Raw genomic sequence first — 23,173 nt, 5'->3', positions numbered from 1 at the left:
TTTCTTGCGCAACCGAAAGGAAGAAAACCAATATGGAGCGGAGGCTGTTGGAGGATGAGTCATATTCGCGTGTTATCCAAGCTTATGGTGTGCGTCGCGCTGCTGTTAGCCTTAGCGGTTACGGCGCTGCCAAAAGTAACGAATGCGGCCAGCGTTGCGGTTACGAACGGACCGGTATGGTACGATACAACGGGCGGAACGATACAAGCCCACGGGGGCAGCATTATTAAGGTTGGCTCCACCTATTACTGGATTGGCGAGGATAAGCTGAACAATTCGGCCAACTTCTCGCATGTCGTCTGCTACTCCTCTACCGACCTGAAGAACTGGGCCTGGGTCAGCTATCCGCTCAAGACGACCTCCGCCGCCGAGCTTGCCTCGAGCAAAATCGAACGTCCGAAGGTCATCTACAATTCCTCCACCGGCAAATACGTCATGTGGATGCATTACGAGAACGGCACGGATTACAGTCTTGGAAGAGTAGCCGTTGCTTCAAGCTCTTCCGTCTGCGGAGACTATACATACCAAGGCAGCTTCCGCCCGATGAACTACGAGTCGCGCGACCTTACCGTATTCAAGGATGATGACGGAACGGCCTACCTCGTCTCCGCCTCCAACAAGAACGGCGGCGCGAACGATTCGATGGCAATTTTCCAGCTCAGCTCCGACTACCTCAGCGTGGCTTCCTTCAAAACCTGGTACGCGGACAACGGCTACCGGGAAGCTCCGGCCGTCGTGAGGCAGGGCGGCAAGTATTTCCTGATTACCTCGCAGGCTTCCGGCTGGTATCCGAATCAGGGCGGCTATTCCACGGCAACTTCCATGGCCGGCCCTTGGACGGCGGTTCAGCCGCTAGGCAACCCATCGACCTTCGCTTCCCAATCGACCTTTATCCTGCCGATCCAAGGAACCTCTACAACCTCTTATCTCTACATGGCTGACCGCTGGAATTCGAGCGCATTAGGGGACTCCCGGTATATCTGGCTTCCTTTAACGCTAAACGGCTCAAGCGGCACGGCCTCGCTGGAATGGTACAGCAGCTGGAATTTGGATGCGGCTACCGGCTCCGTCACCTATCCGTCAACGCTGACGAATCTGTCGCAAGGCAAGACGGCAACGGCCAGCTCATCGGCTTCCGGTTATGCGCCAAGCAGCGCCAATGACGGGAACTACCAGACCAGCTGGAAAGCATCCGCCGTCACCTGGCCATCTTGGTGGCAGGTTGATCTTGGCTCCTCCAAGAGCGTCAGGGAAATCGATATTTCCTGGTACATGGTGAAGGGTTCCGAGGGCTATCATCAATACAAAATCGAATACAGCACCAACGGCACCAGCTATACGACGATAGACCGGACGAATAACACAACGTACGGATTCACGACCGACAGCGTTAATATCACCGCGCGGTATATAAGAATCCAACTCGTCAATGCGGTGCTCTGGAACAATCCGAGCAACTGGTATACGCCTACCTTATGGGAGGTAAAAGTGCTGGGCAGTTAACCGGAAATAACAACAAGAGCGGCCATGCGGGTTGAAACCCGTGGCCGCTCTCGTATTCCGGTTACTGCGCATATTCCCTTAGCAGGTCTTCCGTCGTCTGCTCATTCCGCTGTTTCTTTTTCATGATGCCTTTCGCTTCCCAGCAAGCGATGCACTTCTCCTCCGTGTCGCATTTATGGGCATCCTCGCAGGTATAGCAGTATTTGATCATGTTTTTCGTAATTTCGCTTTCTCGATTGTTGCCGTCCATGTCATCACCCCTAAATGATCGTTACGCCGCTTTGTCCGCCGGAGGAAAGGTGTCGTGTCCGCCTCTACGCAGCCTATTGGTCCATTTGCGCAGCAGCGGCAGCAGGTAATAGTCGGCTCCGAATTTACCGCCGTTAACCCCTGCAATCATCACAATGCCTCCTAAAAGAATCAGCCAAGGATTCGTGCTTACGGTTCCCGCGAACAGGAACATGAAGTTCATCAGCATTCCGAAAAATGCAGCCGTTGCCGTTAAAGCGCCTAGAATAAGTCCAAGACCAACTAGCGTCTCGCCAAGCGGAATGAGAATATTGATTGCCTTCACGTTTGGCAGCGCCACATGTTCAATGAACCGGACAAAATTCGGATAGACATTGGCATTTGTCTCATGGTCAATAACGGGATTGGCAATCGCCCCTTTCAGGAACCCGCCTGCATCAAAGCCGTCTTTCAGCTTGTGAAAACCGGCGTCCAGCCATTGCCAGCCTACATATAAACGGAGCAGAAGAACAAGTCCCGCGGCATAAACGTTCTCGCGCATAAACTTCAACATAATAATCTCTCCCTAAATGAATATATTGTGAATAAAATCACAAAGTTAATAGAAAGCATAGAAACCGGATGACCAAGCTTTACCTATAGACTCCGGTGTTCTCGCGTTTTATATCAAGGTTACAGCTTTTGAAGCAGACCCGTTTTTCCAAAGAAGAGCTGGATCTCCAGGCTTGCATGATCCAAGGAATCGGAGCAGTGAATGACGTTCTCGTCGATATCGGATCCGTAATCGCCCCGAATCGTGCCGGGAGGCGCCTTTACGGGATTCGTCGGACCAATCAAGGATCTAGCGTTCCCGACTGCCGACTGTCCCTCCACAATCATGGCGAATACGGGACCGGACGTAACATATTGAATCAAATCCTCGAAAAACAGCTGCTCCTTCAAATGACGGTAATGCGTGCGCGCCGTTTCCTCGGAGAGCTCCTTCAGTTCCGCATAAACCGGCTTCAGCCCTTTCTTCTCGAAGCGGCTAACGATCTCGCCGATCAATCCCCGCCTTACGCCGTCCGGCTTTATCATAACAAAGGCTCTTTCGTTCATATTTATCATCTCCTTCTTGATTCCATCTTACTGCTTAACGGAAGCCGAAGAAGTGATAAAAATCACACCTTTGAAATTATTTTGGAATAATCAGGGTAACGGTTGTCCCCTCGCCGATTGCCGATTCTATCGACAAATTCCCTCCGGCCAGCTTCGCCCTCTCAACCATGCTGTATCTTCCGACGCCTTGCGTCTGCACCGCCGTGTCAAAGCCAGCTCCCCGATCAAGAATCCGGGCAACCACTTGGTTCTCGTCTTCCAGAATCTCTACCTCGGCTTCCGATACGTCCGCATATTTGGCAATATTGGTCAGCGCCTCCTGGATGATCCGGTAAATCACCGTCTCTACCTGCACGTCCAGCCGCTTGCGCAGATTGCTCTTGAACGATACCTTAATGCCGTAATGGGAGGCGTAGTTTTCCAGATGAGTCCGCAGAGCCGGCACTATGCCGAGATCATCCAGCACCGACGGCCGCAGCTGCCAGGCCACGCTCCGTACCTCTTCGATAATGCCGGCCACCTGATTGCGGATGAAGGGCAGCTGCTCCTCGCCGTGAGCTGGGGCCGAAATGACGCGGTCCAGCTGAATGAGCAGGGAAAACAAGCTTTGCCCGATGCCGTCATGCAGCTCTCGGGAAAACTTGCGCCGTTCTTCTTCCTGAATGGTCATCACCTTGGACAATGTCTCCTGGAGCTCCTCCTCCACCTTCTTCAGCCGTGTTACTTCGTTGCGGATCGCCAAATACTGATACGGCTTGCCGTTCTCGCCTACAAAAGGAACGATTGTCGTATTCACCCAATAGTAAGTGCCGTCCTTCGCCTTGTTCTTGATATCCCCATGCCAGACTTGTCCGGAGGATATCGTTGCCCATAGCTCCTTCATAAAAGCTTTCGGATGAGTGCCCGAATTGATAATCCGGTGATCCTGCCCAAGCAGCTCGGAACGGTCATATCGGGAAATCTCGCAGAACTTATCGTTGACATAAAGAATCTTTCCCGCGTGGTCGGTCATCGCCACAATCGAAGACGCATCAAGCGCCAGCTTCACATCCGCGAGCTGCTTGAGCGAGCTCTGCAGCTCGCTTCGAAATTGCGAATCCTCGATCCGCTCCTCCAGCTGGAGCAGCAAGGAGTCGACATGCTCGGCGAGCACCTTATTCCCCGATCGATGATTAATCAAAGTTAAGCAGCCCCTTTTTCATCGCGTATTTGATCAGCTCCGGTCTAGATTTAAGCCCTAGCTTTTCCATCACGTTGCTCTTATGCGTCTCGACGGTTTTGACGCTGATCACCAGCATTTGGGCCATTTCCTTATTCGCATAACCTTTGGCCGTTAGAGATAGAACCTCCTTTTCGCGCTCCGACAGTGCATGAAAGAGGTCTCCGCTGTCTCCCCGCTGCATCCGGTCCACGTATTCTTTCATTAACCGTTTTGTTGCCGTCGGATATAAGTAAGCGTCTCCTTGGGCAATCGAACGGATGGCCGTAAGCAGCTCCTCGTGGGGAGCGTTCTTCAGCACATACCCCGCCGCTCCGGCATGGATGGCGCGGAACAAGTATTCGTCATCGTCATGCATCGTCAGAATGAGGATAGCCGTATCCGGAAGCAGCTCCTTCAGCTCGGCGGCTGCCGTAAGACCGTCCTTTCCCTGTGGCATGCTTAGATCCATTAATACAACATCGGGCTTCAGCTCTAATGCCGTCCGTATCCCTTCATCCCCGTCGGACGCTTCCGCAATGACTTCCATATCCTTCGTTCCGCTCAACAGCATGCGCAATCCGGAGCGAACCATCGCATGATCATCTACGATTATCATTCTTATCATTAGCGGTCTCCTCTCTTAAGCAGCAAAGAAGATATTCCTTGCGCTTCCTCCTCGGTAAACGGCTGGTGCTTCCTTCTGCCCAGCAGTACAATGCCGTCAACGTAATAGGGATCGCCTGCCGGAACGGGCAGACCTATAGCGGTTACCAGCTTTTCCGCCAGGATGACCGGGCATTCCCGAAGCAGGGACGTATTTTTCAGCCCGTTCACCAGACAAGCCGTTCCATGACGCAGCACCATTCCGCCTATTCCTATTCCCGGCTGAATTCTCATATGTTCAATTTTGCCGTTCAGGCTGCCAATCACCAGATTCCATTTCATGCTCCGGTGATTCTCGGCAGGACCGGCAAATGCAATAAAGTCGCTCTCGCTTCTGCGAAGGATTTCCTGAAGGTCCCGCAGCAGATGCTCATCGCCGGCAGACTTCAATAACTCTCTCAAGGTGCTATCCCCTTCGTCTTTCGTATTCGATACTGCCTACCTATTGTCCTATTGTAATGGATGAGAGATTTCCTGAATGTAAGGGGGTTCCCCTATTCAAGAATCAGGGAATTCCCTCATAACAGAAAAGAAGCCCCGGCTGACCGCAGCCGGGGTTACATGCGGCAAATGTCCTTCGGGCAATTCTCGCAGCAGCAAGTTTCCCGCAGGTACCGCAAATTTTTAATGATCAAATGACCGTCCTCATAAGCGATAACGTCATCCTTCTTGAGATCGCTCAGCATCCGGTTCACGCTTTCGCGCGTTGCCCCGATCATATCGGCCATCTCCGTATTGCTGATTTTGAGCGTAATAAAGATATGCTCCGCTTTAGGTTTGCCGTAGGAATTGCTAAGACGAATAAGCAGCGAGCAAAGGGCTCCCGTCTTGCCAAACATCATGAGATCCCGGAATTTCGTCTGCGTCAGGCGGTGCATCAGCCCCATCCATCTCATAAACTCAACGGCGAGATCGCCATGCTGCCACAAGAGCACCTCGAGATCCTTCCTCTGGATGACGCCAATCTTCGCATCCTCCGTTACTTCCGCCCTGAAGCTGTGAACCGAGTCCGGGAAAGGATCCATCTGGCCGATCAGATCACCCTTCTGGTACAGATACAGCGTTAAGGTACGGCCGCTGTCCGTTGACTTCACCGCACGGACACGGCCTTTTATAATAAAATACAGCTTATCCGCCGCATCGCCTTCCCAAAACAAGCAGCTTCCTTTTTCGTAGGCGCGTTTGTACATAATGCTGTCCAGCTTCTCGAAGCTTTCCTTCGTTAATACGGGCTCCTGCCCTTCAATCGACGCGTTGTTTGCTCCCATTCCTGCATTTCCCCTTCCGAGTGATCGTTATACTCAGCATAACGCCATTCGAAAAGCCGCAACATCGGGGAATCACCTGATCTTGAGGGGGATATTTCCTTATTTTTACCGTTGGAGGCCCTGATGGCATTCTGCCTGGATGATGGTCCTAGCTCTCGTTACCTCCTGCTCCGTTGGGACGGGAACACCCTCCAGCGGATACGGACGGCCCAGCGTCTGCCATTTGTATACGCCCATCCGGTGATAAGGAAGAAGCTCAAGCTTCTCCACGTTGCCAAGCCCGCCGATAAATCGGCCTAGCAAACGCAAATCCTCCGCGTGATCGGTTATGCCGGGAATCAGTACATGGCGGATCCATACCGGCTTGGATAAGGAAGACAGCCACTTGGCAAAATGCAAAATCCGGTCATTGGGCTGTGAGGTCAGCCGTTCATGCTTGTCGGGATCGATCTGCTTCAAATCCAGCAGGACAAGATCCGTGTAATTCATCAGTTCGGACGCATGGGACGGGTCGCAGAAGCCTGAGCTGTCCAGCGCGGTATGCAGGCCAAACTTCTCTTTGCAAGCCTTGAACAGAGCTGCGACAAAGGGAGCCTGCAGAGTAGGTTCTCCTCCCGTCACCGTAATCCCGCCGCCTGAACCGCGATAGTAAGGCAAATACGGCTCAATCTCCCGCAAAATATCGTCTACCGTCACCTGCCGTCCTGCGGCCGTATCCCAGGTATCCGGGTTATGGCAGAACTGGCACTGCAGGGCGCAGCCCTGCATGAACAGGACAAACCGGATGCCGGGGCCGTCAACGGTGCCAAAGGTGTCTATCGAATGGATTCGTCCTTTCATGCCCGCCGCGCTCCTTTCTTGATCCTATATTTATGATCTGGATTATATCTCTCCGTGGAAGGTACGATTAATCACATCGAGCTGCTGCTCTCTTGTCAGCTTAATAAAATTGACTGCATAACCCGATACCCGGATCGTCAGCTGCGGATAATTCTCAGGATGCTCCATCGCGTCAAGCAGCTGCTCGCGGTTAAACACGTTTACGTTCAGATGATGCCCGCCGCTTGCCGTATAACCGTCAAGCAGCGCAGCCAGGTTGCTGAACCGGGCCGATTCTTCTTTCCCAAGCGCCTTCGGAATAATCGAGAAGGTGTTCGATACGCCGTCTAGGCTATGCTCATAAGGAATCTTTGCTACCGAAGCGAGCGAAGCAAGCGCCCCCTTGCGGTCCCGGCCGTGCATCGGATTCGCGCCCGGCGCGAATGGCTGGCCGGCTTTGCGCCCGTCCGGCGTGCTGCCGGTTTTTTTACCGTACACGACGTTAGAAGTAATGGTCAGGACGGACATGGTAGGAATCGCGCCTCGGTAGGCCTTATGCTGGCGCAGCCTGTTCATAAAGCCTTCCGCAAGCTCTACGGCAAGCTGGTCGACACGGTCGTCGTTATTGCCGTATTGCGGATATTCGCCTTCAATCTCGAAATCGACCGCTATCCCCTTCTCGTTCCTGACCGGACGGACCTTCGCGTACCGGATCGCGCTTAAGCTGTCGGCCACCACGGACAGACCGGCAATGCCGCAGGCCATCGTACGGATAATGTCCCGGTCATGCAGCGCCATCTCAAGCCGTTCGTAGCAGTATTTATCATGCATGTAATGGATGACGTTCAGCGTGTTCATATACAGCTTGGCAAGCCAATCCTGTATGACGCCGAATTTCTGCTTAACTTCCTCATAATCCAGCACTTCGGAGGTTATAGGCGCGATAGCCGGACCAATCCGTACGCCAAGCTTCTCATCTACGCCGCCGTTAATCGCGTACAGCAGCGCCTTCGCCAGATTCGCCCTTGCCCCGAAAAACTGCATTTGCTTGCCGATCCGCATGGCGGATACGCAGCAGGCAATGCCGTAGTCGTCTCCGAAAAAGGGTCGCATCAGGTCATCATTCTCGTATTGAATCGAGCTGGTCTCCGCCGATACCTTGGCGCAATATTTCTTGAAGGGCTCGGGCAGCTTTGCCGACCATAGGACGGTCAGGTTGGGCTCCGGCGCCGGTCCAAGCGTATAGAGGGTATGCAGGAAACGGAAGGAATTGCGCGTGACCCGCGTCGCTCCGTTTAAGCCCATGCCGCCAACCGATTCCGTCACCCAGGTCGGGTCGCCGCTGAACAGCTCATTGTAGTCGGGCGTCCGGAGGAACTTCACGATTCTGAGCTTCATGACAAAATGGTCAACCAGCTCCTGCGCTTCCCGCTCCGTTAAGGTACCTTCCCTCAAATCCCGCTCGAAATAAATATCGAGGAAGCTGGATACGCGTCCTAGGCTCATTGCCGCTCCGTTCTGCTCTTTGATAGCGGCCAGATAGGCAAGATAGAGCCATTGTACCGCCTCCTGCGCGTTTGCAGCAGGAGCGGAGAGGTCAAAGCCGTACGCGGCAGCCATTGCCTTCAGCTCGCCAAGACTGCGAAGCTGCTCGGATAATTCCTCGCGAAGCCGGATAACCTCCTCCGTCATTGCGTCTACTTCCAGCTGCAGCAGCTCTTCTTTTTTTCCTTGAATCAGCCGATCGACGCCGTATAGAGCAACGCGCCGGTAATCCCCGATAATGCGGCCCCGGCCGTAAGCATCGGGCAAGCCCGTGATGATGCCTGCTTTTCTCGCTGCCCGCATATCGGTCGTATAAGCATCAAAGACTCCTTGATTATGGGTCTTGCGGATATCCGTAAATAGACGGAGCATCTCGGGATCAAGTTCATAGCCGTAAGCCTCGCAAGCATCGGCAGCCATTCGAATACCCCCAAAGGGCTGCACGGACCGCTTCAGCGGCGCGTCGGTCTGCAGGCCAACGATTCTCTCCTTGTCCTTATCGATATAACCCGGCGCATGCGAGGTGATTGTGGATACGGTATGAACATCGATATCATGGACGCCGCCGCGCTCCCGCTCTTCCTTGAGCAGGCCGCTGACTTGCCGCCAAAGCGCATTCGTGTCTTCGGTTGCGGATGCGAGGAACTGTTCGTCGCCTTCATACGGTGTAAGGTTGTTCTCGATAAACGAATTGACATCAATCTGTTTCTGCCATTTTCCGGCAGCGAACCCCCGCCATGCTTCTTTGCCGGCCGTCCCTCTTCTGACTTCGTTTTCCTTCATCGCCATCTTCAAGCACCTCCGTTTTCTATGTCTCCATGTTACTTCTTTGCTTGGTGCGCGGCTGTGATCTTCCTCACAAAGAAAGAGATATTTACGGCTCCCGAACGGGAACCGTACGGACGAACCTGCTGTCAATCTGGTTGCTCCGAAACGTCGGTTCCTTCAGCTTCAGCCAATGGATTTGCTGCAGCAGATACTTGACGTCCGTATGACCCTCCTCCAGCATAGCGCCGATCGGCTCGGATAAGGCGCGGTCATAGATCCCGTGCAAAGGATAGATACGGCCGCCGATCAAAGGAATAACCGCGTCATACCCTTCCCGCCTCCAGAACAATAAGAGGCTGGCCGCCGCCGCCGACGGGTGAGGCATGTGGCACCCTAGCATCCATACATCCGGGTATCTCGCCAGCGCTAGCCCCGCATGCATGCCGCTCAGTATGCCTTGACCCGCATAATAATCGCTAATGATTCGAATATCCCGGTCTACATGGCGAAGAAACGGCTGAGGATGATTCGTAACAATCGTGACCTCCGCGCATAGACTTTTCATTTCCTTAATTTGGCGATGCAGCAAGTACTGACCCTCAACGACAAGAAAAGCCCGCTCGTCAGCCCTCTCCGCTCCGCAAACGTCCCCTGCTAAAATGACGCCTGATACCACCTTAATCACACCTTTCGTTCGACTGACATTAAGAAGTAAGAAAGAGCTGCCGATCCGGAGATCGGCAGCCCCAATTGCAGGTATGAATCTTAGAATCTGCCGTAAAAAGCGTTACGGTAAATGTCCGCCAGCTCGGCGACAAGCGGCATGCGGGGATTAGCGGTGGTGCACTGATCCTCGAATGCGCGGTCAGCCAGATAGTCAACTCTTTCTTCGAAATCCGCTTGATCAAAGCCCAACTCCTGGAAGGTTTCCGGGATGCCAAGCGAACGGTTCAGCATCCGCACCGCTTCAATAAGGCTGTTTACCCCCTCCTCCGTCGTTCGTGCAGGAAGGCCAAGCATGCGGGCGATTTCCGCATAGCGCTGATCGGCAACGAAATAGCTATATTTCGGGAACGACGTGAACTTCGTAGGCTTCTGAGCATTATAACGAATGACATGAGGCATCAGGATCGCATTGGTGCGGCCGTGTGCCGTATGGTATTGGCCTCCCCATTTATGCGCCAAGCTGTGGTTGATGCCAAGGAACGCATTCGCGAAGGCCATGCCGGCAATGGTCGAGGCATTGTGCATTTTCTCGCGGGCCAGCGGGTCTGCCGTATGGTACGACTTTTCCAAATTCTCGAATACGAGGCGGATTGCATGCAGCGCAAGGCCGTCCGTATAGTCGCTCGCCATGACCGATACATAAGCCTCGATCGCATGGGTAAGCACATCCATTCCCGTATCGGCAACCGCCGTCTTCGGCAGGCTGTATACAAATTCCGGATCGATAATCGCCACATCCGGCGTCAGCTCGTAGTCGGCCAGCGGATATTTGGTCTGCCCTTCCTTTTTGTCCGTAATGACCGCAAAAGAAGTCACTTCCGAGCCCGTTCCCGAGGTTGTAGGAATCGCAACGAACTGGGCCTTATTTCCAAGGCGCGGATATTTGTAGACTCGCTTGCGGATATCGAGAAACTTCTGCTTCAGCGAATGGAAGCTGGTGTCCGGGTACTCATAAAAGAGCCACATCGCTTTGGCCGCGTCCATAGGCGATCCGCCGCCAAGAGCGATAATGCAGTCCGGCTTGAAGCTTTCCATCAGCCGGGTGCCGCGCTCAACCGTTTCAACCGACGGATCCGGTTCAACATCCGAGAATATCTCCATGGCGACGGGAACGGTCCGTTTGCGCAAGTAGTATTCCAGCTTCTCGACATAGCCCAGCTTCACCATCATCGCATCGGTGACGATCAGAACCCGTGAAATATCCGGCATTTTCTCCAGATACTGCGTCGCGCCTTTCTCGAAGTAAATTTTCGGCGGTATTTTGAACCATTGCATATTCACCGTCCGGTAAGCCACCCGTTTGATATTAATCAGGTTCACTGCCGTTACGTTGGAGGTCGTCGAATTATGGCCGTACGAGCCGCAACCAAGCGTCAGGGAAGGCAGGTTCGTATTGTAAAGGTCTCCGATTGCGCCATGGGTCGACGGAGAGTTAACAATAACCCGGCCGGTCTTGAGTCGGTCCGCAAACGCCCGGATCACTTCTTCATTGCCCGAATGGATAACGGACGAGTGGCCGAGGCCTCCAAACGAGACCACCTCTGCCGCAAGCGCAATGCCCTGCTCCGCCGTGTCCGCTTTATAACAGGCCAGCACGGGGCTCAGCTTCTCGGCCGACAGAGGGAAATCCGTTCCAACGCCGCGAAGCGGGGCAATGAGGATTTTCGTATCCGCAGGCACCTCGATCCCCGCCATCTCCGCGATCCGGACGGCAGGCTGGCCCACGATCTTACCGTTTACGGCGCAATGGTCTCCGTGAATGACGAGCTTGGATACCGCTTCCGTTTCCTCTTCGTTGAGGAAATAACAGCCGTTGTCCTTCATCAGCCTGCATGCCTCGTCGTAGACGGAAGCTTCGATAATGACCGCCTGCTCGGAAGCGCAGATCATGCCGTTATCAAAGGTCTTGGAAAGAATCAGGTCCGTCACCGCCTGCTTCAGGTCAGCCGACTGCTCGATAAAGCAAGGAACGTTGCCCGGCCCTACGCCAAGCGCCGGCTTGCCGGTGCTGTATGCGGCTTTGACCATCGCCGATCCGCCGGTTGCCAGAACAAGAGCAACATCCGGATGATTCATGAGCAGTTGGGTGGCTTCCAGCGAAGGAATCTCGACCCACTGCACGCAGAACTCGGGCGCCCCGCCGGCCACCGCCGCCTCAAGAAGCGTCTGCGCCGCAGCCGCGCTGCTTTTCTGGGCGGAAGGGTGGAAAGCGAATATAATCGGATTGCGCGTCTTAGCCGCTATCAAAGCCTTGAACATCGTAGTGGAGGTCGGGTTGGTCACCGGCGTTACTCCGGCAATTATGCCAACGGGCTCCGCCACCTTTTTGTAGTTCTCGTAGACATTCTCTTCAATGACGCCAACCGTGCGGTCATGCTTGATGCTGTGATAGATATATTCCGTCGCAAATATATTTTTCGTGATTTTATCCTCGTACACGCCTCTGCCGGTCTCTTCCACCGCCATCTTCGCCAGCTGCATATGCTGGTCAAGTCCCGCAAGCGCCATAGCCTGGACAACGTGGTCCACTTGTTCCTGGTTCATGTGCATGTAAGCTTCCTGCGCCGCTTTGGCGCGCGCCACCAATTTGTTGATTTCGTCTTGTGCGGAGTGTTGGGCTTCAAGCTTGCTTTCTTTTACAGCCATCTTCTTCTCCTCCTCGTACCGGAGATCTCGTCTCCTCATGACTTCATCGTAAAGAAATTCTAACCGGCTCACTATGACATTTCTCACACTTTGGAAAAAGACGTCAGGAGAACAAATAGTCCATATCGGTCAAAATATCCTCGGCCAGCGGAAACAGCAGCTCCTCTTCCATCTGGAAATGAGCGGTCAGTATAAAGCAGCCCTGCGTGAGGCAGTCGCAGCCTCCCTTCATCTCCCGCTGCAGATCCGCGCCGCTTAACGGCTCCAGCCGCAAAGTGTGGAGCAGGGTGCTGCTTGCCTGAACAAACGATTCTATATACTGGACGGCAAGCTCATGGTCTTTTTCCAGCACCCATAACGAAGGCATAATGGTTGGCTCGATCTTCTTGTGCGAATAATGCATCAGCATCGGGAACAGCTCCTCCTCTTCCCAAACGGAATGCCGCTTCAGCTCGCGCAGAAGCAGCTCCGCTTCTTCTCGAAGTCCGATTAAGCCCTCTATCGTAACGTAACTGCTCATCCCCGTAGCATGATGAATGCTTTGCTGGCATATAGCGCTGCACATCGCTTTAATTTGTTCATGGTCTGATTCCAATCTCATCGCCAGCCTTGCAAAGGAGCTTGGCCTCGCTGTATTAAACGGATCCAGTCTCATTCCAATCCCTCCCGTACCGCTTCCTTAAATATGTTCATGCCTCAGCCTACCATCTGCCGGTCATAGTCGGCTGTGACGCATATCACAGTTGGCCTGAGGGACATAGAACGTTCAAATAAAAAAGGGCTACTGCGATCAGTAGCCCTTCTTCCATTCCATTATTCAACAACCGTTACGCCGGGCGGGACAGTATAGTCCGTCCGGATGCTGCCGTCTGCCCCGCGTTCATGGCGGACATGAATGAGACCGCGAGGCGTCGGGTAGGTCCCTTCCGCCCAGTTCAGATCAGCCAGGTTTGGACGAATCCGGACCTTGCGGAAGCCCGGCTCCACAACCTGGATACCCAACACATATTCAGACAGCCATGCCGTTGGCCCGGATGCCCAGCCATGACAGAGGCTATGACGGTACCCCTTGTAGCAGTAACCGCCGTAGCTGCCGTGCACATCGATTTTCCCTGGAGGAGTCAGCTCGTCGATTCTTGCCGCCCCCTCCATCCACGCAATGTCGAAATCCTCCCAGAACGTTGTTGCCCCAAGCTCCAGCATGCCGCCCCAGAAAGCCCGGATGCTGTCCAGACTGCCCGCAATATCTCCCGCTTCCGCGCGGGCACGCAGCATGTAATAGCCGTAAAAGGTGGAATATCCGCTTGGCGCGTCAGGCGCTATAACCTCGCGGTTGGCGGCAGCCGGATCCATTAATCCGGCGAGTGCCTGCAGAGCCGCTGCCTGCTTGCTGCCCGCATGATGCGGAATACGCTTGCGCAGACGCCCTTCAAGCCCTTCGCAAAGCCCGGCTGTCTCCACCTCGCCGAATAACCGGCAAAGCCGGGCTCCCGCCTGCATGCCAAGCACAAACAAAGCATGAACTCCTGCCGTTACGCCGGCCGGATTAGAGGAGGCCGGCCAATCCAGGAATGGGCGGTAGACATTAATCGTACCGTCAGGCTCCACCTTCCCGATCAGTTCGCGAAGCAGGCCGGTTATGTAATCGCGCTGCTCCTGCAGGTAAGCTTCATTCCCATGCTGCATATACCAGTCATGCTGAACGAGCAGCCACCAGATCGAATAAGTGGGCATGTCCATAAACATCGGCAGCGGAGACCGGTCGCGCTTGAAATCCATGCTTTGCGGGACAATCACGTGCTCGCCGAATACGGCGCAGATCGTGGCTACTTCGGGATGCATATCCCCGGTCCACACCATCCGGTCCCGCTTGATGCCATCCCACAGATAGTCCTGCATGTTCAGATGAACGGTATAAGCGCCGGTCTCCCAAATTCGGTCCAGCAGCGGATCGCTGCATCGAAAACTACCTTTGTATTCGATATCCCGGTACACGAATACGGCCTGAACGCTTTGCAGCTCGATCTCCCCTTCATCCAACAGATCAAGGCGCGCAAAGCGGAAGCCCGTTGTCCCGAACTCGGCGCCGCCAAGCAGGCCAACGTCGATAATACTGTCGCGGGATACATGGTCATTCGTCGCGTTGGTCTCTCCGCCAAGCTCGCTCATCGCCTCCATCGCCGATTCGCCCAGGCGGACGCGTATCCGCACGCTGCGCTTCGGCTCCGGAAAACGCCCTTCCACAACCGCAATCCGGATCCCGCCATGCAGTTCGGTTCCGAAGTCGAGCAAAATAGCAGGCGCTTCTCCCTTATGCCGAAGCAGACAGGCGTTTGGTGCTTCCTTCGTCACTTGCCCGCCGTTCCCCGCCAGCAAGCCCTCCGGGTTAACCACCTCGGAGGTATCCCCATTAGCGGTGGACCAGACAAGACGGACCGGCTCCACGTAAGCCCGCGTACGCGGATCATTGGCAAGACCTTTTGCCTGAAGCTCTTTTATGCTCATCGCGTTAAACGCTCCTTCCGGATCGGAATGTAGAGGTACCTTCTTAGATCGACTATACGTCTGTACGCGCGGAGGAGACAATAGACTTTTTTCCGGCGGGTTATCCGATTTCCGCGCTAAAGCCCGGTTCTCCTGACGGAAGACCGGGCTGCTCCATGCGGGAGTGCCTCTTGCAAGAAACAATAGACTCATTTATGCCCATGTACCAAATTCCAAAACGCCTGATGCAGCAAGGTTTATCGGACGGAATCCCCTTCATCCGGAGCGGAATGAAGTCATGTCAAGGTGAAACGGTTTCATCGTCCTTTGGCAAAGGGTGCAATTCATTGCGGCATTAAAAAAGTCGTCCTGCCGGTTGGCCGGCAAAACGGCTGTTGCGCCTATTCGGAGTTATTCGCAAAAAACAACTTTAACCGCTGGGCGAGCTCATCGTCGGACAGCGGATTGCGATGCGTATTTTCGAGGTAAATATATTTCTCGGTTTCAGGCATCAGATACTCCTTATACCAAAGGAAAAAGTCCGGACTGTCGCCGTGCATGCGGATAAATCTTCTCAGCGTATCGACGTTCTGAACCGTGCTTAATAGATTCGTCAGCCAGTCCGCCTCATAAAAGCGTTCCCACTTGCCATGCTCGGATTCTCTTAAAACGGTCAGTCCCCTCCGGTAACTCCACATGGATTCGGAAGCAAAAACAAAAGCCTGCGCATAACGCTGCTCCGCAAATTCGCGGTAAGCCCGGCACAGCCAGTAAAACCCTTCGCTGCCCGACAAATGAAGCTCCCCATGGAAGCGCAGCTGGTCAATGGCTCTTCGGCGGTCATCCGCGTCGAGCTTGGCGAGCAAGGCATTACAGCGCTTCAGCCAGCTGCTCCATTGCCGGATCCCCGGCGCCAGCCGCTCCTCAAAGGCTTTCACCTGCTCCAGGAACGGTACATCTCCCGCTGCCCATATCAATCTCTTATCCGGTTCCGCCGCTTTCCCCTGTAGCCAGTGACCGATGATTTGTCTTGCGGGATGATGATAATATTCGTCGCCGGCCAAATCGTCTTCATTTGGTCCATATGGAATGGCTGCTTCCGAATAGCTTCGGTACAGCTCTGCAAGCTCATCATGATGGGAAGAGTAATAGCTGCTGACGAATTGGTCCAGATGCTGCCGGGCGTTGATTTCTCCTGCCAGCCACAGCTCCCTCATGATATCGAGCGAATAGACATGCGGACGGATATTGCCGCTGTTGACAAGCAAATATTCATGCGCTCCGGCCGCAAAAGCATTCTCGATCTCCTGCTTCAGAAATCCGGCTGGGCCGGGATAAAGAGTCAAATGATTGGAGGCCTGCAGATCATGGAAGGTAACGTGATAATAAACGCCATGCTTTCCGGCTTCATCGGAAGCAGGCAGGGCATTAATCCGGTAGTTCGCGTTATTATGCCGACGGGATACCATTTTGCCATAGCCGTTGTCGGCCCAGATTTTGATCACACCCTCAGGCAGCTCGATATAACCTCCCTTATACAATTCAGAGATCTCACCATAAAGAGCGACGCAGCATACCGGATTTTCAACAGCCTTGCTGATCATATCGTATTGCCGTTTAATCGCCTTGCTGATCATCGCCCCGCGCTTCTCGGATGTATCAAAGGATGGGTCATTCATCCAGAAGGGCGCATCCCCTTGCCCCCGGAAGGACAATACCCACAACACTTTCATATCCTTCTGCTCTTCAATAGCCTCCTGCCATAAGCGCTCGAACAGCTCCGGCTCCTGCTGATAGCTTGCTTGCCGGCCGGGGAAAGCCCGGAGAAACATCTCAGAGCCAAGCGGCTCCGCATGATGATGCGAAACCCACAGGCCCATCTCTGCGGCAAGCTTGTAATGAATGCCGTGTCTTGGCAGATCCGTCCCCGGAATGACCATATTACCGCCGCAGCGCAGCAGCGCTTCAAATACGGGCTCCCACACCTCCCGCGTTGGCGGATAAGGCTCCTTCCAGCCGATCAGGCATACCTCGTCATTCACAAACCAGCCGCGGTAGCGAACCTTGGCTTCTGGCGAATCATAACTTTCGCAAGGGATAATAATTTCGCTCAGACGTTTAATCGACTGATCCATCCAGAACCAGAATGGCTGAATGCCGAGATACTTGCGACTAAATTCCAGTATTCCGTACACGATCCCAAGCTCGTCAATACCGGCGATATTCATCTGGACTTTGTCTCCTGTCCTGACGAAACGATAACAGAACGCCTCTGGCCGATGCGGGCCGTTATCCCGCTCTTCCGCTAACCGTACAACAAGCTCGGCTGTATCCGAATCCGCGACCGTCTCCGGCTTTGCGCCCAAGACCGTCTCCAAATCCCGATTCAATATTCGCAGCGCATGCTCTACCGGAGAAGATAGTTCGGCCGCAACGTGTAGGCGTATAGTTCCTTTTAACGTTAATGGGGCTAACCTCTGTTTCATTGTTGCTTCAGCATCCTTTCCATTCGTGTAGGTCTACTATAGGAACACCGTTATACATGGCACAATAGACAACTTTCAGGGCATGTACCAAATTCGGAAAAGCTTGACAGAACCACATTCCGCGCCTGTCAAAAAGCCCGGATTGATTCATCCGGGCCTCTCTTCATTCATTCTCGTTCGCGTTCCTTCGTCTCCGATTCACGGTATTGGCCGGGAGAGAGACCAACGATCTTTTTAAATACGCGTATAAAAGAAGTTGGGTTCGCATAGCCCATCATTTCAGAGATATACTGTACCGTTACATCCGATTCGCGCAGCAGTCTCTTCGCGTACTCGATTCTTAGACCGATCAGGAAATCGCTGAAATTCTGGCCGATGCTTTCCTTAAACAGCTGGCTCAAATATTTCGGGCTGATCTGGAAACGGTCGCTCAGCAGCGTAAGAGACAGATTCGGATCCATAAAATGCTCCGCTACATAATCCCGGATCTCCCTCATTAGCGCATTATGGCGCCGGCTTTGGGAAAGCTCCTCAATGTGCTCCGAGAGCTGCACCAGCGCCGCAACAAAATTCTGCTCAAGCTGTATAAGCGTATCCGACTGTTCCGCCGCGGCGGTAAGTTGCGGCTTGCCTTCCTGCAGCCATAGCTTCATCGCCTCCGGCAATGCTCCGTCAAGCTCATATTCCAGATGGAAAATAAAATAGTGAACCAGCCGGTCTACATCGTCTTTACGGAGACGATGTACGGTCATCTCGCTAAATAAACGGCTCAGCTCATTCTGCCAGCCAGCTTCCGACATGCGCAGCTGACGGACAATGGTACGAATCATCTCCAAATAGCTGAACCATTCTCCGTCCGATTTGCTTTTCACCTCAACGGCATCAATAATCTGATTTACGCCAACCGATACCTTTCGGCTGACTGCAGCCTCCGCATCTTCAAAAGAGCGGGCAATCGAAGCTTCGTCATCGGCCGGTGTTCCAATCCCGATCGTTACCGTAAAATCGAGATGACTGTCTACCCATGCCCTGATTTGCTCCGATAGCTGCAGCAGCTGATGCTCCAGTCCCCCGCTTTCTTCGGAGATTAGCAGAATAACCAGCTGATTCTTCGAGATCCACTCAACGATTACTTTCAACCCGTTCTGCTCGGCTGTCTCAACGGCCACGCTGCTGACAATAAACTTGAACAGGGATTGATCGCTTGGACTATACTTCAATCCAAACTGTACATATTGGTCCAGCTCCAGGAGCGCGACCATAAAATGACCGGCGGAGAGCCCAAAGTGATGCCACTCCTGCTCCCAGGCGGCTTGATCCTCTTTGTACTCGCCCTTTAGCAGCATTTGCAGAAACTGCTGCCTGCGGATGACCATATGCTCCTGCTGCTGTTCCTGAAAAGCCATATTATTCGTAATGAGACGTTCAATCGCCTGATCGATAAAAGCAAACTCGTTTTCCTTCTCTTTAGGCTCGGACGTTTTAATAATAGACGAGAACCTGTCAATCCGGTGTAGAATCGATTCAATCGGTTTATAATTGCGCCTCGTCACATAGAACATGGAGCCAATTGCAAGGACGATAGCGCATAAGCCCAGTAAGACCCACAAAGTACTTCCGTGGAACAAGAAATCAAGCAGCTGTCCGCCCTTGATGCTGATCCGGTAAGTCCAGCCCGTATAATCCGAAACAACATCGGCACTAAGCCGGTTCTTCGATGGGGCCGTTTGCCCGGCATGAAAGAACGAATTCCCTTTTGCGTCATAAAGCTGGGCATCGGTGATCGTATGATCGATCATCTGTCCGATATAGTTGTTCAGCGATGTGATTTTAACGTTAACCATTAGATAACCAAGACTGCCGGAATCTCTTGGAATCTTAAAACCTAACGAAGTGACGCGTATTTGGGAAGGAGAACCTTGGGCGATGCTTTCCCTGATCCGCGGAGAAGACCAGATTCCCGTATAGGCCTGATCAAGCGAGCTTTGCACAAAGCTGTGATCCGGAAATTGGTCAAGCGGCCGAATCGTGCTCTGATCAAGAACTTTGCCGTCTTTGACCCTGTAGAGATAGACGGAATCGATAAGGCCATACCGTACCATAAGACTGCTAAGCTGATTAGATACCTCGTAGTTCAGCGCCCGGTCCGACGGCTCCTCCAGAAACTGGTCCAGACTTCCGCCCGTTTCGATCATTTTCTGGGCATCAATCGAAATATTCTTAAGCGAGCTGTCGACCATGTTCGTGATATATTCCGCCGTCAAGTTATTCGCTTGTATGGCATTCCGAACGTTGAACTGATTAATGATCGAGAAGAAAATAAAGATCAGCACGCTGATCGTAATAAACAGAATAGGAAGATATGAAAAAAGCATCCGCATAATGTAGTTGTTGTTCAATTTCATACCTTCGTCATCCTTTGGTCTATAGAAATAGGGGCAAACCCCATGGATTAATGGAGTTTGCCTGTTAATCGTTCTTTATTTTTTCATAGCCTGATAAGCTGCGCGGCGCTCGTCCTGAATCGCCTGGCCGCCAAGCTTCATGTATTCGGCAACGCCGTCATCAAAGATTTTACCGAATTGATCCGGCTTGGCCAGAATGGCCTTTACCACAATCTCGTAAGCCTTGGCCTTCAACGTAGTGCCGTATTTAATTTCGGATTCAATCGGACGGTCGAAGCGTGGCATCGTATAGCCGTCTTTAAGCGCGTTCTGAATCGATTGCTTCGCAATTTCTTCATAGCCAGGGAACTGGTAAGCGGTCGCTTCGATATCTTTGTCAATCGAACCAAAATCTTTGCCGTTGGAAATAATCGCAATATCGCTGTTGTTATAGAAGGTTTTCTTCGCTTCGTCGGTCGTAATGGCTTTCGGGAAGCCGTTCTCCAACGTATAATGCTGGCCTTCGATTCCGTTTTGCAAGGTAAACAACACATCGGATTGGGACATCCAGTCCAGATATTTAATCGCTTCCGCTGCATGCTTGCTCGTCTTCGGAATCATAATGTGCATGCCGATTGGATCATAGATCGATTTTGGCGTCTTGCCTTCTTCATCCGTAAACGGATCAATCGCAATATATTCCGCGCCGGGAACGTTCTGCTTCAGCGTATCAAACACTTTGCCCGGTGCCATCAGGTTAGGGTGTGCAGCCAGCGCGGTGAAGGCGCCGACATAACCGTTCGCTACGTCGCTCTCGAACTGCTTGCCGTCTTTATCAAGCGCAAAGTCAGGATTGATAAGGCCTTCTTGATAGAATTTGTTCAAATATTGGAGGCCGTCCTTGTAGCCTGGCTTCGTCAATTCCGGAATGTAGCTCGATGTTGTCAGGGAGTAGAACTCTTCTTCCGTCATTTTCTTCACGAAGGCGTTAACGAGAACGAACGGAGTCGTAATCGATGTGCTGTCGATTGCACTGAAATCGTAAGGAATAAGCTTGCCGCCCGTTTGGCCAGGGTCCTTTTCCTTAAACGCTTTCAACGTCTCGTAGAATTGCTCGGTCGTTGTTGGAGCCGGCAGGCCCAGTTTGTCCAGCCAATCCTTGCGGATGTACGTGGATTGCGTATATTGAAGCGGTCTTTTTGCCGGAATCGTATATTGCTTGCCGTTGAAGATACCGTAGTTCAATACGTCGTCGCCAAGGAACTTCTTAAGGTTTGGCGCATTTTCAATCAGCGGAGTAAGATCCGTCAAGCCGTCATCCTTCACGTAATTGTAAATCGTATTCATATCGTAAGTAAACACAAGATCTGGAGCATCGCCAGTTGCCATTAACACGTTCAACTTGTCGACTTCCTGGTTCCGGGGAACCGGAACAAATTCCAGCTTAATATTATTCGGGTCGCCGAAGTTCTTTTGAATCCACTGCGTCCAGAAGTTATCCGTTACAGGTCCGGCGCCTGCTGGTGCGTTGCCGCGGTCGAATACTTCAACCTTCAGCGTCACTTTCTCTTTGTTTGTGTTAGCTGTGCTCTCAGGCGAGGTTGATCCCGAAGCGTTGGAAGAATTGTCATTCGAATTTCCGCATGCCGACAGTACGCTTGCCAGCAGCAATACCGCTGCCGATGTTGCAAACCATTTTCTTTGTTTTGCTTGCATGTGACGAATCCCCTTTTCGAATAATGTGTCTTGCTATATGTTATCACCTCTGCCAAGCAGAGAGATTAACCAAAATGAGGGTAATGCTTGATCAAAGCCTCGGCTACGATTTTTGCGACTGCATCGGCTCCGTGCTCATTTAAATGCGTATTATCCTCAATCCCTTCCGGATAATTCAGATGTTCGCCGGGCTTCAGCCAGGTAAGCCAATTGCGGGATTGCGCTTCGCCCATCTCCTTGAAAGCTGTGGCGCTTCTTCCATTAAGATCAATGAACGGCACCTTCTCGCGAGCGGACAATGCCTCTACGGACCGAGGGTAATCTCCATGCGTATTAATTAGTAGACCGTCACAGTCAAAATGCCTGCGGCACAGCGGAGAGATCAGGACTGGCGTTGCTCCCTTTCCCCTTGCCCCGTCAATATATCTCAGAAGATATTTCGGGTAAGTGTCCCACGGACTTGTATGCCTCTCGACATCCTCTTTGCTGTCGTTGTGACCAAATTGCGCGAGCAGGAAATCCCCAGGCTGAATACCGTTCAGAATGGAATCCAGCCTGCCTTCGTCGATAAAGCTCTTTGAGCTTCTGCCGTTTGTCGCGGCGTTAACGATGCGGATGGAAGATGGGAGGAACAAATGAAGCTTTGCTCCCCATCCCTGCATCGGCGCATGGTCCGGCACATAATTCGCTGCCGTGGAATCGCCTGCGATATAGATCGTCAATTTTGGCTTCATCCTTTCACCGCCCCGATCATCACCCCGGATACGAAGTACCTCTGCAGCCATGGATAAACAATAAGAATTGGAAGCGTTGCGAACATAATGCTTGCTGCTTTAAGCCCTTCCGGTACAACCTCGGATGCGGCTGCACCCTCCTGAGCGGTAAGATCCGTAACCATACTGTTCATGACGACCTGATACAGCTTCAGCTGGATCGGGTACATCTCGGAGTTGCTTATATAGAAGAGCGCATCCATAAATCCGTTCCAGCGGGATACGGCATAGAACAAGCTGAGCGTTGCGAGCACGGGAAGCGACAGCGGAAGCACAATCCGGAGCAACGTGCCGATATGCGAGCTGCCGTCCAGATAAGCCGATTCTTCCAGACTTGCCGGAATGCTAGTGAAGAAGGAACGAAGAATAATCAGGTTAAACGCGCTGATCATGCCCGGCAGGATAAGCGAAAGCATATTATCCAAGAGGCCAAGCTGCTTAACAAGCAGGTATTCCGGGATTAAGCCACCGCTGAAAAACATCGTAAAGACGATAATCATCATAAAGACCGAACGGCCTTTTAATTGCGTCTTGGTAAGCGGATAAGCCGCGCAAATACTCATAATCATGCTGACGGCCGTAAAGACCGTGGTCAGAATAATCGTTAATCCCATCGACTTGAGCATTCGGGCATCCTGGAACACGATCCGGTAAGACTCCCAATCCCATCCTCTCGGGAAAATCGTTACCCGGTCGGAGATAATCTCCTGCTTCGAGCTGAGCGATACCGCTATAATATGGAGGAACGGCACGAGACAGATAAGCATAGCCGCTCCAACGATAATCATAATGACGATGTCCGATACTCTGATTCTTTTTAACTTCGCTTCGTTTATCATGCTGC

19 protein-coding genes are annotated in these 23,173 nt (G+C 52.7%); 1 reads left to right on the top strand and 18 read right to left on the bottom strand.

Features of this window, described 5'->3' with window-relative positions; all coding sequences use genetic code 11:
• Nucleotides 1–54 precede the first annotated feature (54 nt).
• Nucleotides 55–1,503, top strand: coding sequence for a family 43 glycosylhydrolase (locus WFJ73_RS14550; RefSeq protein ID WP_336773750.1), 1,449 nt, complete (start codon nt 55–57; stop codon nt 1,501–1,503).
• A gap of 61 nt (nt 1,504–1,564) precedes the next feature.
• Here the strand turns inward: WFJ73_RS14550 and WFJ73_RS14545 are convergent, their stop codons facing one another.
• The 18 genes from WFJ73_RS14545 to WFJ73_RS14460 form a co-directional block, all read right to left on the bottom strand.
• Nucleotides 1,565–1,753 (bottom strand): hypothetical protein, encoded by a 189-nt coding sequence (locus WFJ73_RS14545; protein ID WP_336773749.1) that lies wholly within the window; start codon nt 1,751–1,753, stop codon nt 1,565–1,567.
• A gap of 21 nt (nt 1,754–1,774) precedes the next feature.
• The gene (locus WFJ73_RS14540) at nt 1,775–2,305 is read right to left on the bottom strand and encodes a DoxX family protein (RefSeq protein WP_336773748.1); all 531 of its coding nucleotides are present in this window, start codon (nt 2,303–2,305) and stop codon (nt 1,775–1,777) included.
• Between the two features lie 119 nt (nt 2,306–2,424).
• Nucleotides 2,425–2,850, bottom strand: a complete 426-nt coding sequence (gene ndk / locus WFJ73_RS14535; protein WP_015846795.1) for a nucleoside-diphosphate kinase — start codon at nt 2,848–2,850, stop codon at nt 2,425–2,427.
• A gap of 76 nt (nt 2,851–2,926) precedes the next feature.
• A complete protein-coding gene (locus WFJ73_RS14530; protein ID WP_336773747.1) occupies nt 2,927–4,030 on the bottom strand; it encodes a sensor histidine kinase in 1,104 nt (367 codons plus the stop codon).
• Nucleotides 4,023–4,676, bottom strand: coding sequence for a response regulator transcription factor (locus tag WFJ73_RS14525; protein WP_336773746.1), 654 nt, complete (start codon nt 4,674–4,676; stop codon nt 4,023–4,025). Before WFJ73_RS14525 ends, WFJ73_RS14530 begins: the two co-directional genes overlap by 8 nt.
• Nucleotides 4,676–5,116 carry a hypothetical protein gene (locus WFJ73_RS14520; RefSeq protein WP_336773745.1) on the bottom strand — a complete coding sequence of 147 codons (441 nt, stop codon included), beginning with the start codon at nt 5,114–5,116 and terminating at the stop codon, nt 4,676–4,678. Before WFJ73_RS14520 ends, WFJ73_RS14525 begins: the two co-directional genes overlap by 1 nt.
• Nucleotides 5,117–5,271: 155 nt before the next feature.
• Complete coding sequence (locus tag WFJ73_RS14515) at nt 5,272–5,982, bottom strand: Crp/Fnr family transcriptional regulator (protein WP_336773744.1); 711 nt, start codon at nt 5,980–5,982, stop codon at nt 5,272–5,274.
• Nucleotides 5,983–6,087: 105 nt separating this feature from the next.
• Nucleotides 6,088–6,822 carry a pyruvate formate-lyase-activating protein gene (gene pflA / locus WFJ73_RS14510; protein ID WP_336773743.1) on the bottom strand — a complete coding sequence of 245 codons (735 nt, stop codon included), beginning with the start codon at nt 6,820–6,822 and terminating at the stop codon, nt 6,088–6,090.
• A 42-nt stretch (nt 6,823–6,864) separates the two neighbouring features.
• Complete coding sequence (gene pflB, locus WFJ73_RS14505) at nt 6,865–9,135, bottom strand: formate C-acetyltransferase (RefSeq protein WP_336773742.1); 2,271 nt, start codon at nt 9,133–9,135, stop codon at nt 6,865–6,867.
• Nucleotides 9,136–9,220: 85 nt separating this feature from the next.
• Nucleotides 9,221–9,790 (bottom strand): molybdenum cofactor guanylyltransferase, encoded by a 570-nt coding sequence (gene mobA / locus WFJ73_RS14500; RefSeq protein WP_336773741.1) that lies wholly within the window; start codon nt 9,788–9,790, stop codon nt 9,221–9,223.
• Between the two features lie 89 nt (nt 9,791–9,879).
• Complete coding sequence (gene adhE / locus WFJ73_RS14495; protein WP_336773740.1) at nt 9,880–12,486, bottom strand: bifunctional acetaldehyde-CoA/alcohol dehydrogenase; 2,607 nt, start codon at nt 12,484–12,486, stop codon at nt 9,880–9,882.
• 103 nt (nt 12,487–12,589) lie between these two features.
• Complete coding sequence (locus tag WFJ73_RS14490) at nt 12,590–13,141, bottom strand: hemerythrin (RefSeq protein ID WP_336773739.1); 552 nt, start codon at nt 13,139–13,141, stop codon at nt 12,590–12,592.
• A 158-nt stretch (nt 13,142–13,299) separates the two neighbouring features.
• Nucleotides 13,300–14,991: an alpha-L-rhamnosidase-related protein gene (locus WFJ73_RS14485; protein ID WP_336773738.1), complete on the bottom strand. Its 1,692-nt coding sequence runs from the start codon at nt 14,989–14,991 to the stop codon at nt 13,300–13,302.
• Nucleotides 14,992–15,371: 380 nt separating this feature from the next.
• Entirely contained in the window at nt 15,372–17,456 is a 2,085-nt protein-coding gene (locus WFJ73_RS14480) for a glycosyl hydrolase 115 family protein (protein ID WP_336773737.1), read from the bottom strand.
• 167 nt (nt 17,457–17,623) lie between these two features.
• A complete protein-coding gene (locus tag WFJ73_RS14475; RefSeq protein WP_336773736.1) occupies nt 17,624–19,861 on the bottom strand; it encodes a helix-turn-helix domain-containing protein in 2,238 nt (745 codons plus the stop codon).
• 75 nt (nt 19,862–19,936) lie between these two features.
• Nucleotides 19,937–21,556: an extracellular solute-binding protein gene (locus WFJ73_RS14470; protein WP_336773735.1), complete on the bottom strand. Its 1,620-nt coding sequence runs from the start codon at nt 21,554–21,556 to the stop codon at nt 19,937–19,939.
• A 65-nt stretch (nt 21,557–21,621) separates the two neighbouring features.
• A complete protein-coding gene (locus tag WFJ73_RS14465) occupies nt 21,622–22,290 on the bottom strand; it encodes a rhamnogalacturonan acetylesterase (RefSeq protein WP_336773734.1) in 669 nt (222 codons plus the stop codon).
• Nucleotides 22,287–23,168, bottom strand: a complete 882-nt coding sequence (locus tag WFJ73_RS14460; RefSeq protein ID WP_336773733.1) for a carbohydrate ABC transporter permease — start codon at nt 23,166–23,168, stop codon at nt 22,287–22,289. The genes WFJ73_RS14465 and WFJ73_RS14460 overlap by 4 nt, the downstream gene beginning before the upstream one ends.
• Nucleotides 23,169–23,173: the final 5 nt, after the last annotated feature.

Origin of the sequence: Paenibacillus sp. MMO-58 (assembly GCF_037146255.1) — a bacterium.
Taxonomy (GTDB): domain Bacteria; phylum Bacillota; class Bacilli; order Paenibacillales; family Paenibacillaceae; genus Pristimantibacillus.
The sequence above is the reverse complement of the archived record's forward strand: the minus strand, read 5'-3'. Positions and strand labels throughout refer to the sequence as shown.

What these genes read in the sequence shown, in the direction of transcription:
- WFJ73_RS14550 (WP_336773750.1), top strand. Translation starts at nt 55, where the DNA reads ATGAGTCATATTCGCGTGTTATCCAAGCTTATGGTGTGCGTCGCGCTG.
- WFJ73_RS14545 (WP_336773749.1), bottom strand. Translation starts at nt 1,753, where the DNA reads ATGGACGGCAACAATCGAGAAAGCGAAATTACGAAAAACATGATCAAA.
- WFJ73_RS14540 (WP_336773748.1), bottom strand. Translation starts at nt 2,305, where the DNA reads ATGTTGAAGTTTATGCGCGAGAACGTTTATGCCGCGGGACTTGTTCTT.
- ndk (WP_015846795.1), bottom strand. Translation starts at nt 2,850, where the DNA reads ATGAACGAAAGAGCCTTTGTTATGATAAAGCCGGACGGCGTAAGGCGG.
- WFJ73_RS14525 (WP_336773746.1), bottom strand. Translation starts at nt 4,676, where the DNA reads ATGATAAGAATGATAATCGTAGATGATCATGCGATGGTTCGCTCCGGA.
- WFJ73_RS14515 (WP_336773744.1), bottom strand. Translation starts at nt 5,982, where the DNA reads ATGGGAGCAAACAACGCGTCGATTGAAGGGCAGGAGCCCGTATTAACG.
- pflA (WP_336773743.1), bottom strand. Translation starts at nt 6,822, where the DNA reads ATGAAAGGACGAATCCATTCGATAGACACCTTTGGCACCGTTGACGGC.
- pflB (WP_336773742.1), bottom strand. Translation starts at nt 9,135, where the DNA reads ATGGCGATGAAGGAAAACGAAGTCAGAAGAGGGACGGCCGGCAAAGAA.
- adhE (WP_336773740.1), bottom strand. Translation starts at nt 12,486, where the DNA reads ATGGCTGTAAAAGAAAGCAAGCTTGAAGCCCAACACTCCGCACAAGAC.
- WFJ73_RS14490 (WP_336773739.1), bottom strand. Translation starts at nt 13,141, where the DNA reads ATGAGACTGGATCCGTTTAATACAGCGAGGCCAAGCTCCTTTGCAAGG.
- WFJ73_RS14485 (WP_336773738.1), bottom strand. Translation starts at nt 14,991, where the DNA reads ATGAGCATAAAAGAGCTTCAGGCAAAAGGTCTTGCCAATGATCCGCGT.
- WFJ73_RS14480 (WP_336773737.1), bottom strand. Translation starts at nt 17,456, where the DNA reads ATGAAACAGAGGTTAGCCCCATTAACGTTAAAAGGAACTATACGCCTA.
- WFJ73_RS14475 (WP_336773736.1), bottom strand. Translation starts at nt 19,861, where the DNA reads ATGAAATTGAACAACAACTACATTATGCGGATGCTTTTTTCATATCTT.
- WFJ73_RS14470 (WP_336773735.1), bottom strand. Translation starts at nt 21,556, where the DNA reads ATGCAAGCAAAACAAAGAAAATGGTTTGCAACATCGGCAGCGGTATTG.
- WFJ73_RS14465 (WP_336773734.1), bottom strand. Translation starts at nt 22,290, where the DNA reads ATGAAGCCAAAATTGACGATCTATATCGCAGGCGATTCCACGGCAGCG.
- WFJ73_RS14460 (WP_336773733.1), bottom strand. Translation starts at nt 23,168, where the DNA reads ATGATAAACGAAGCGAAGTTAAAAAGAATCAGAGTATCGGACATCGTC.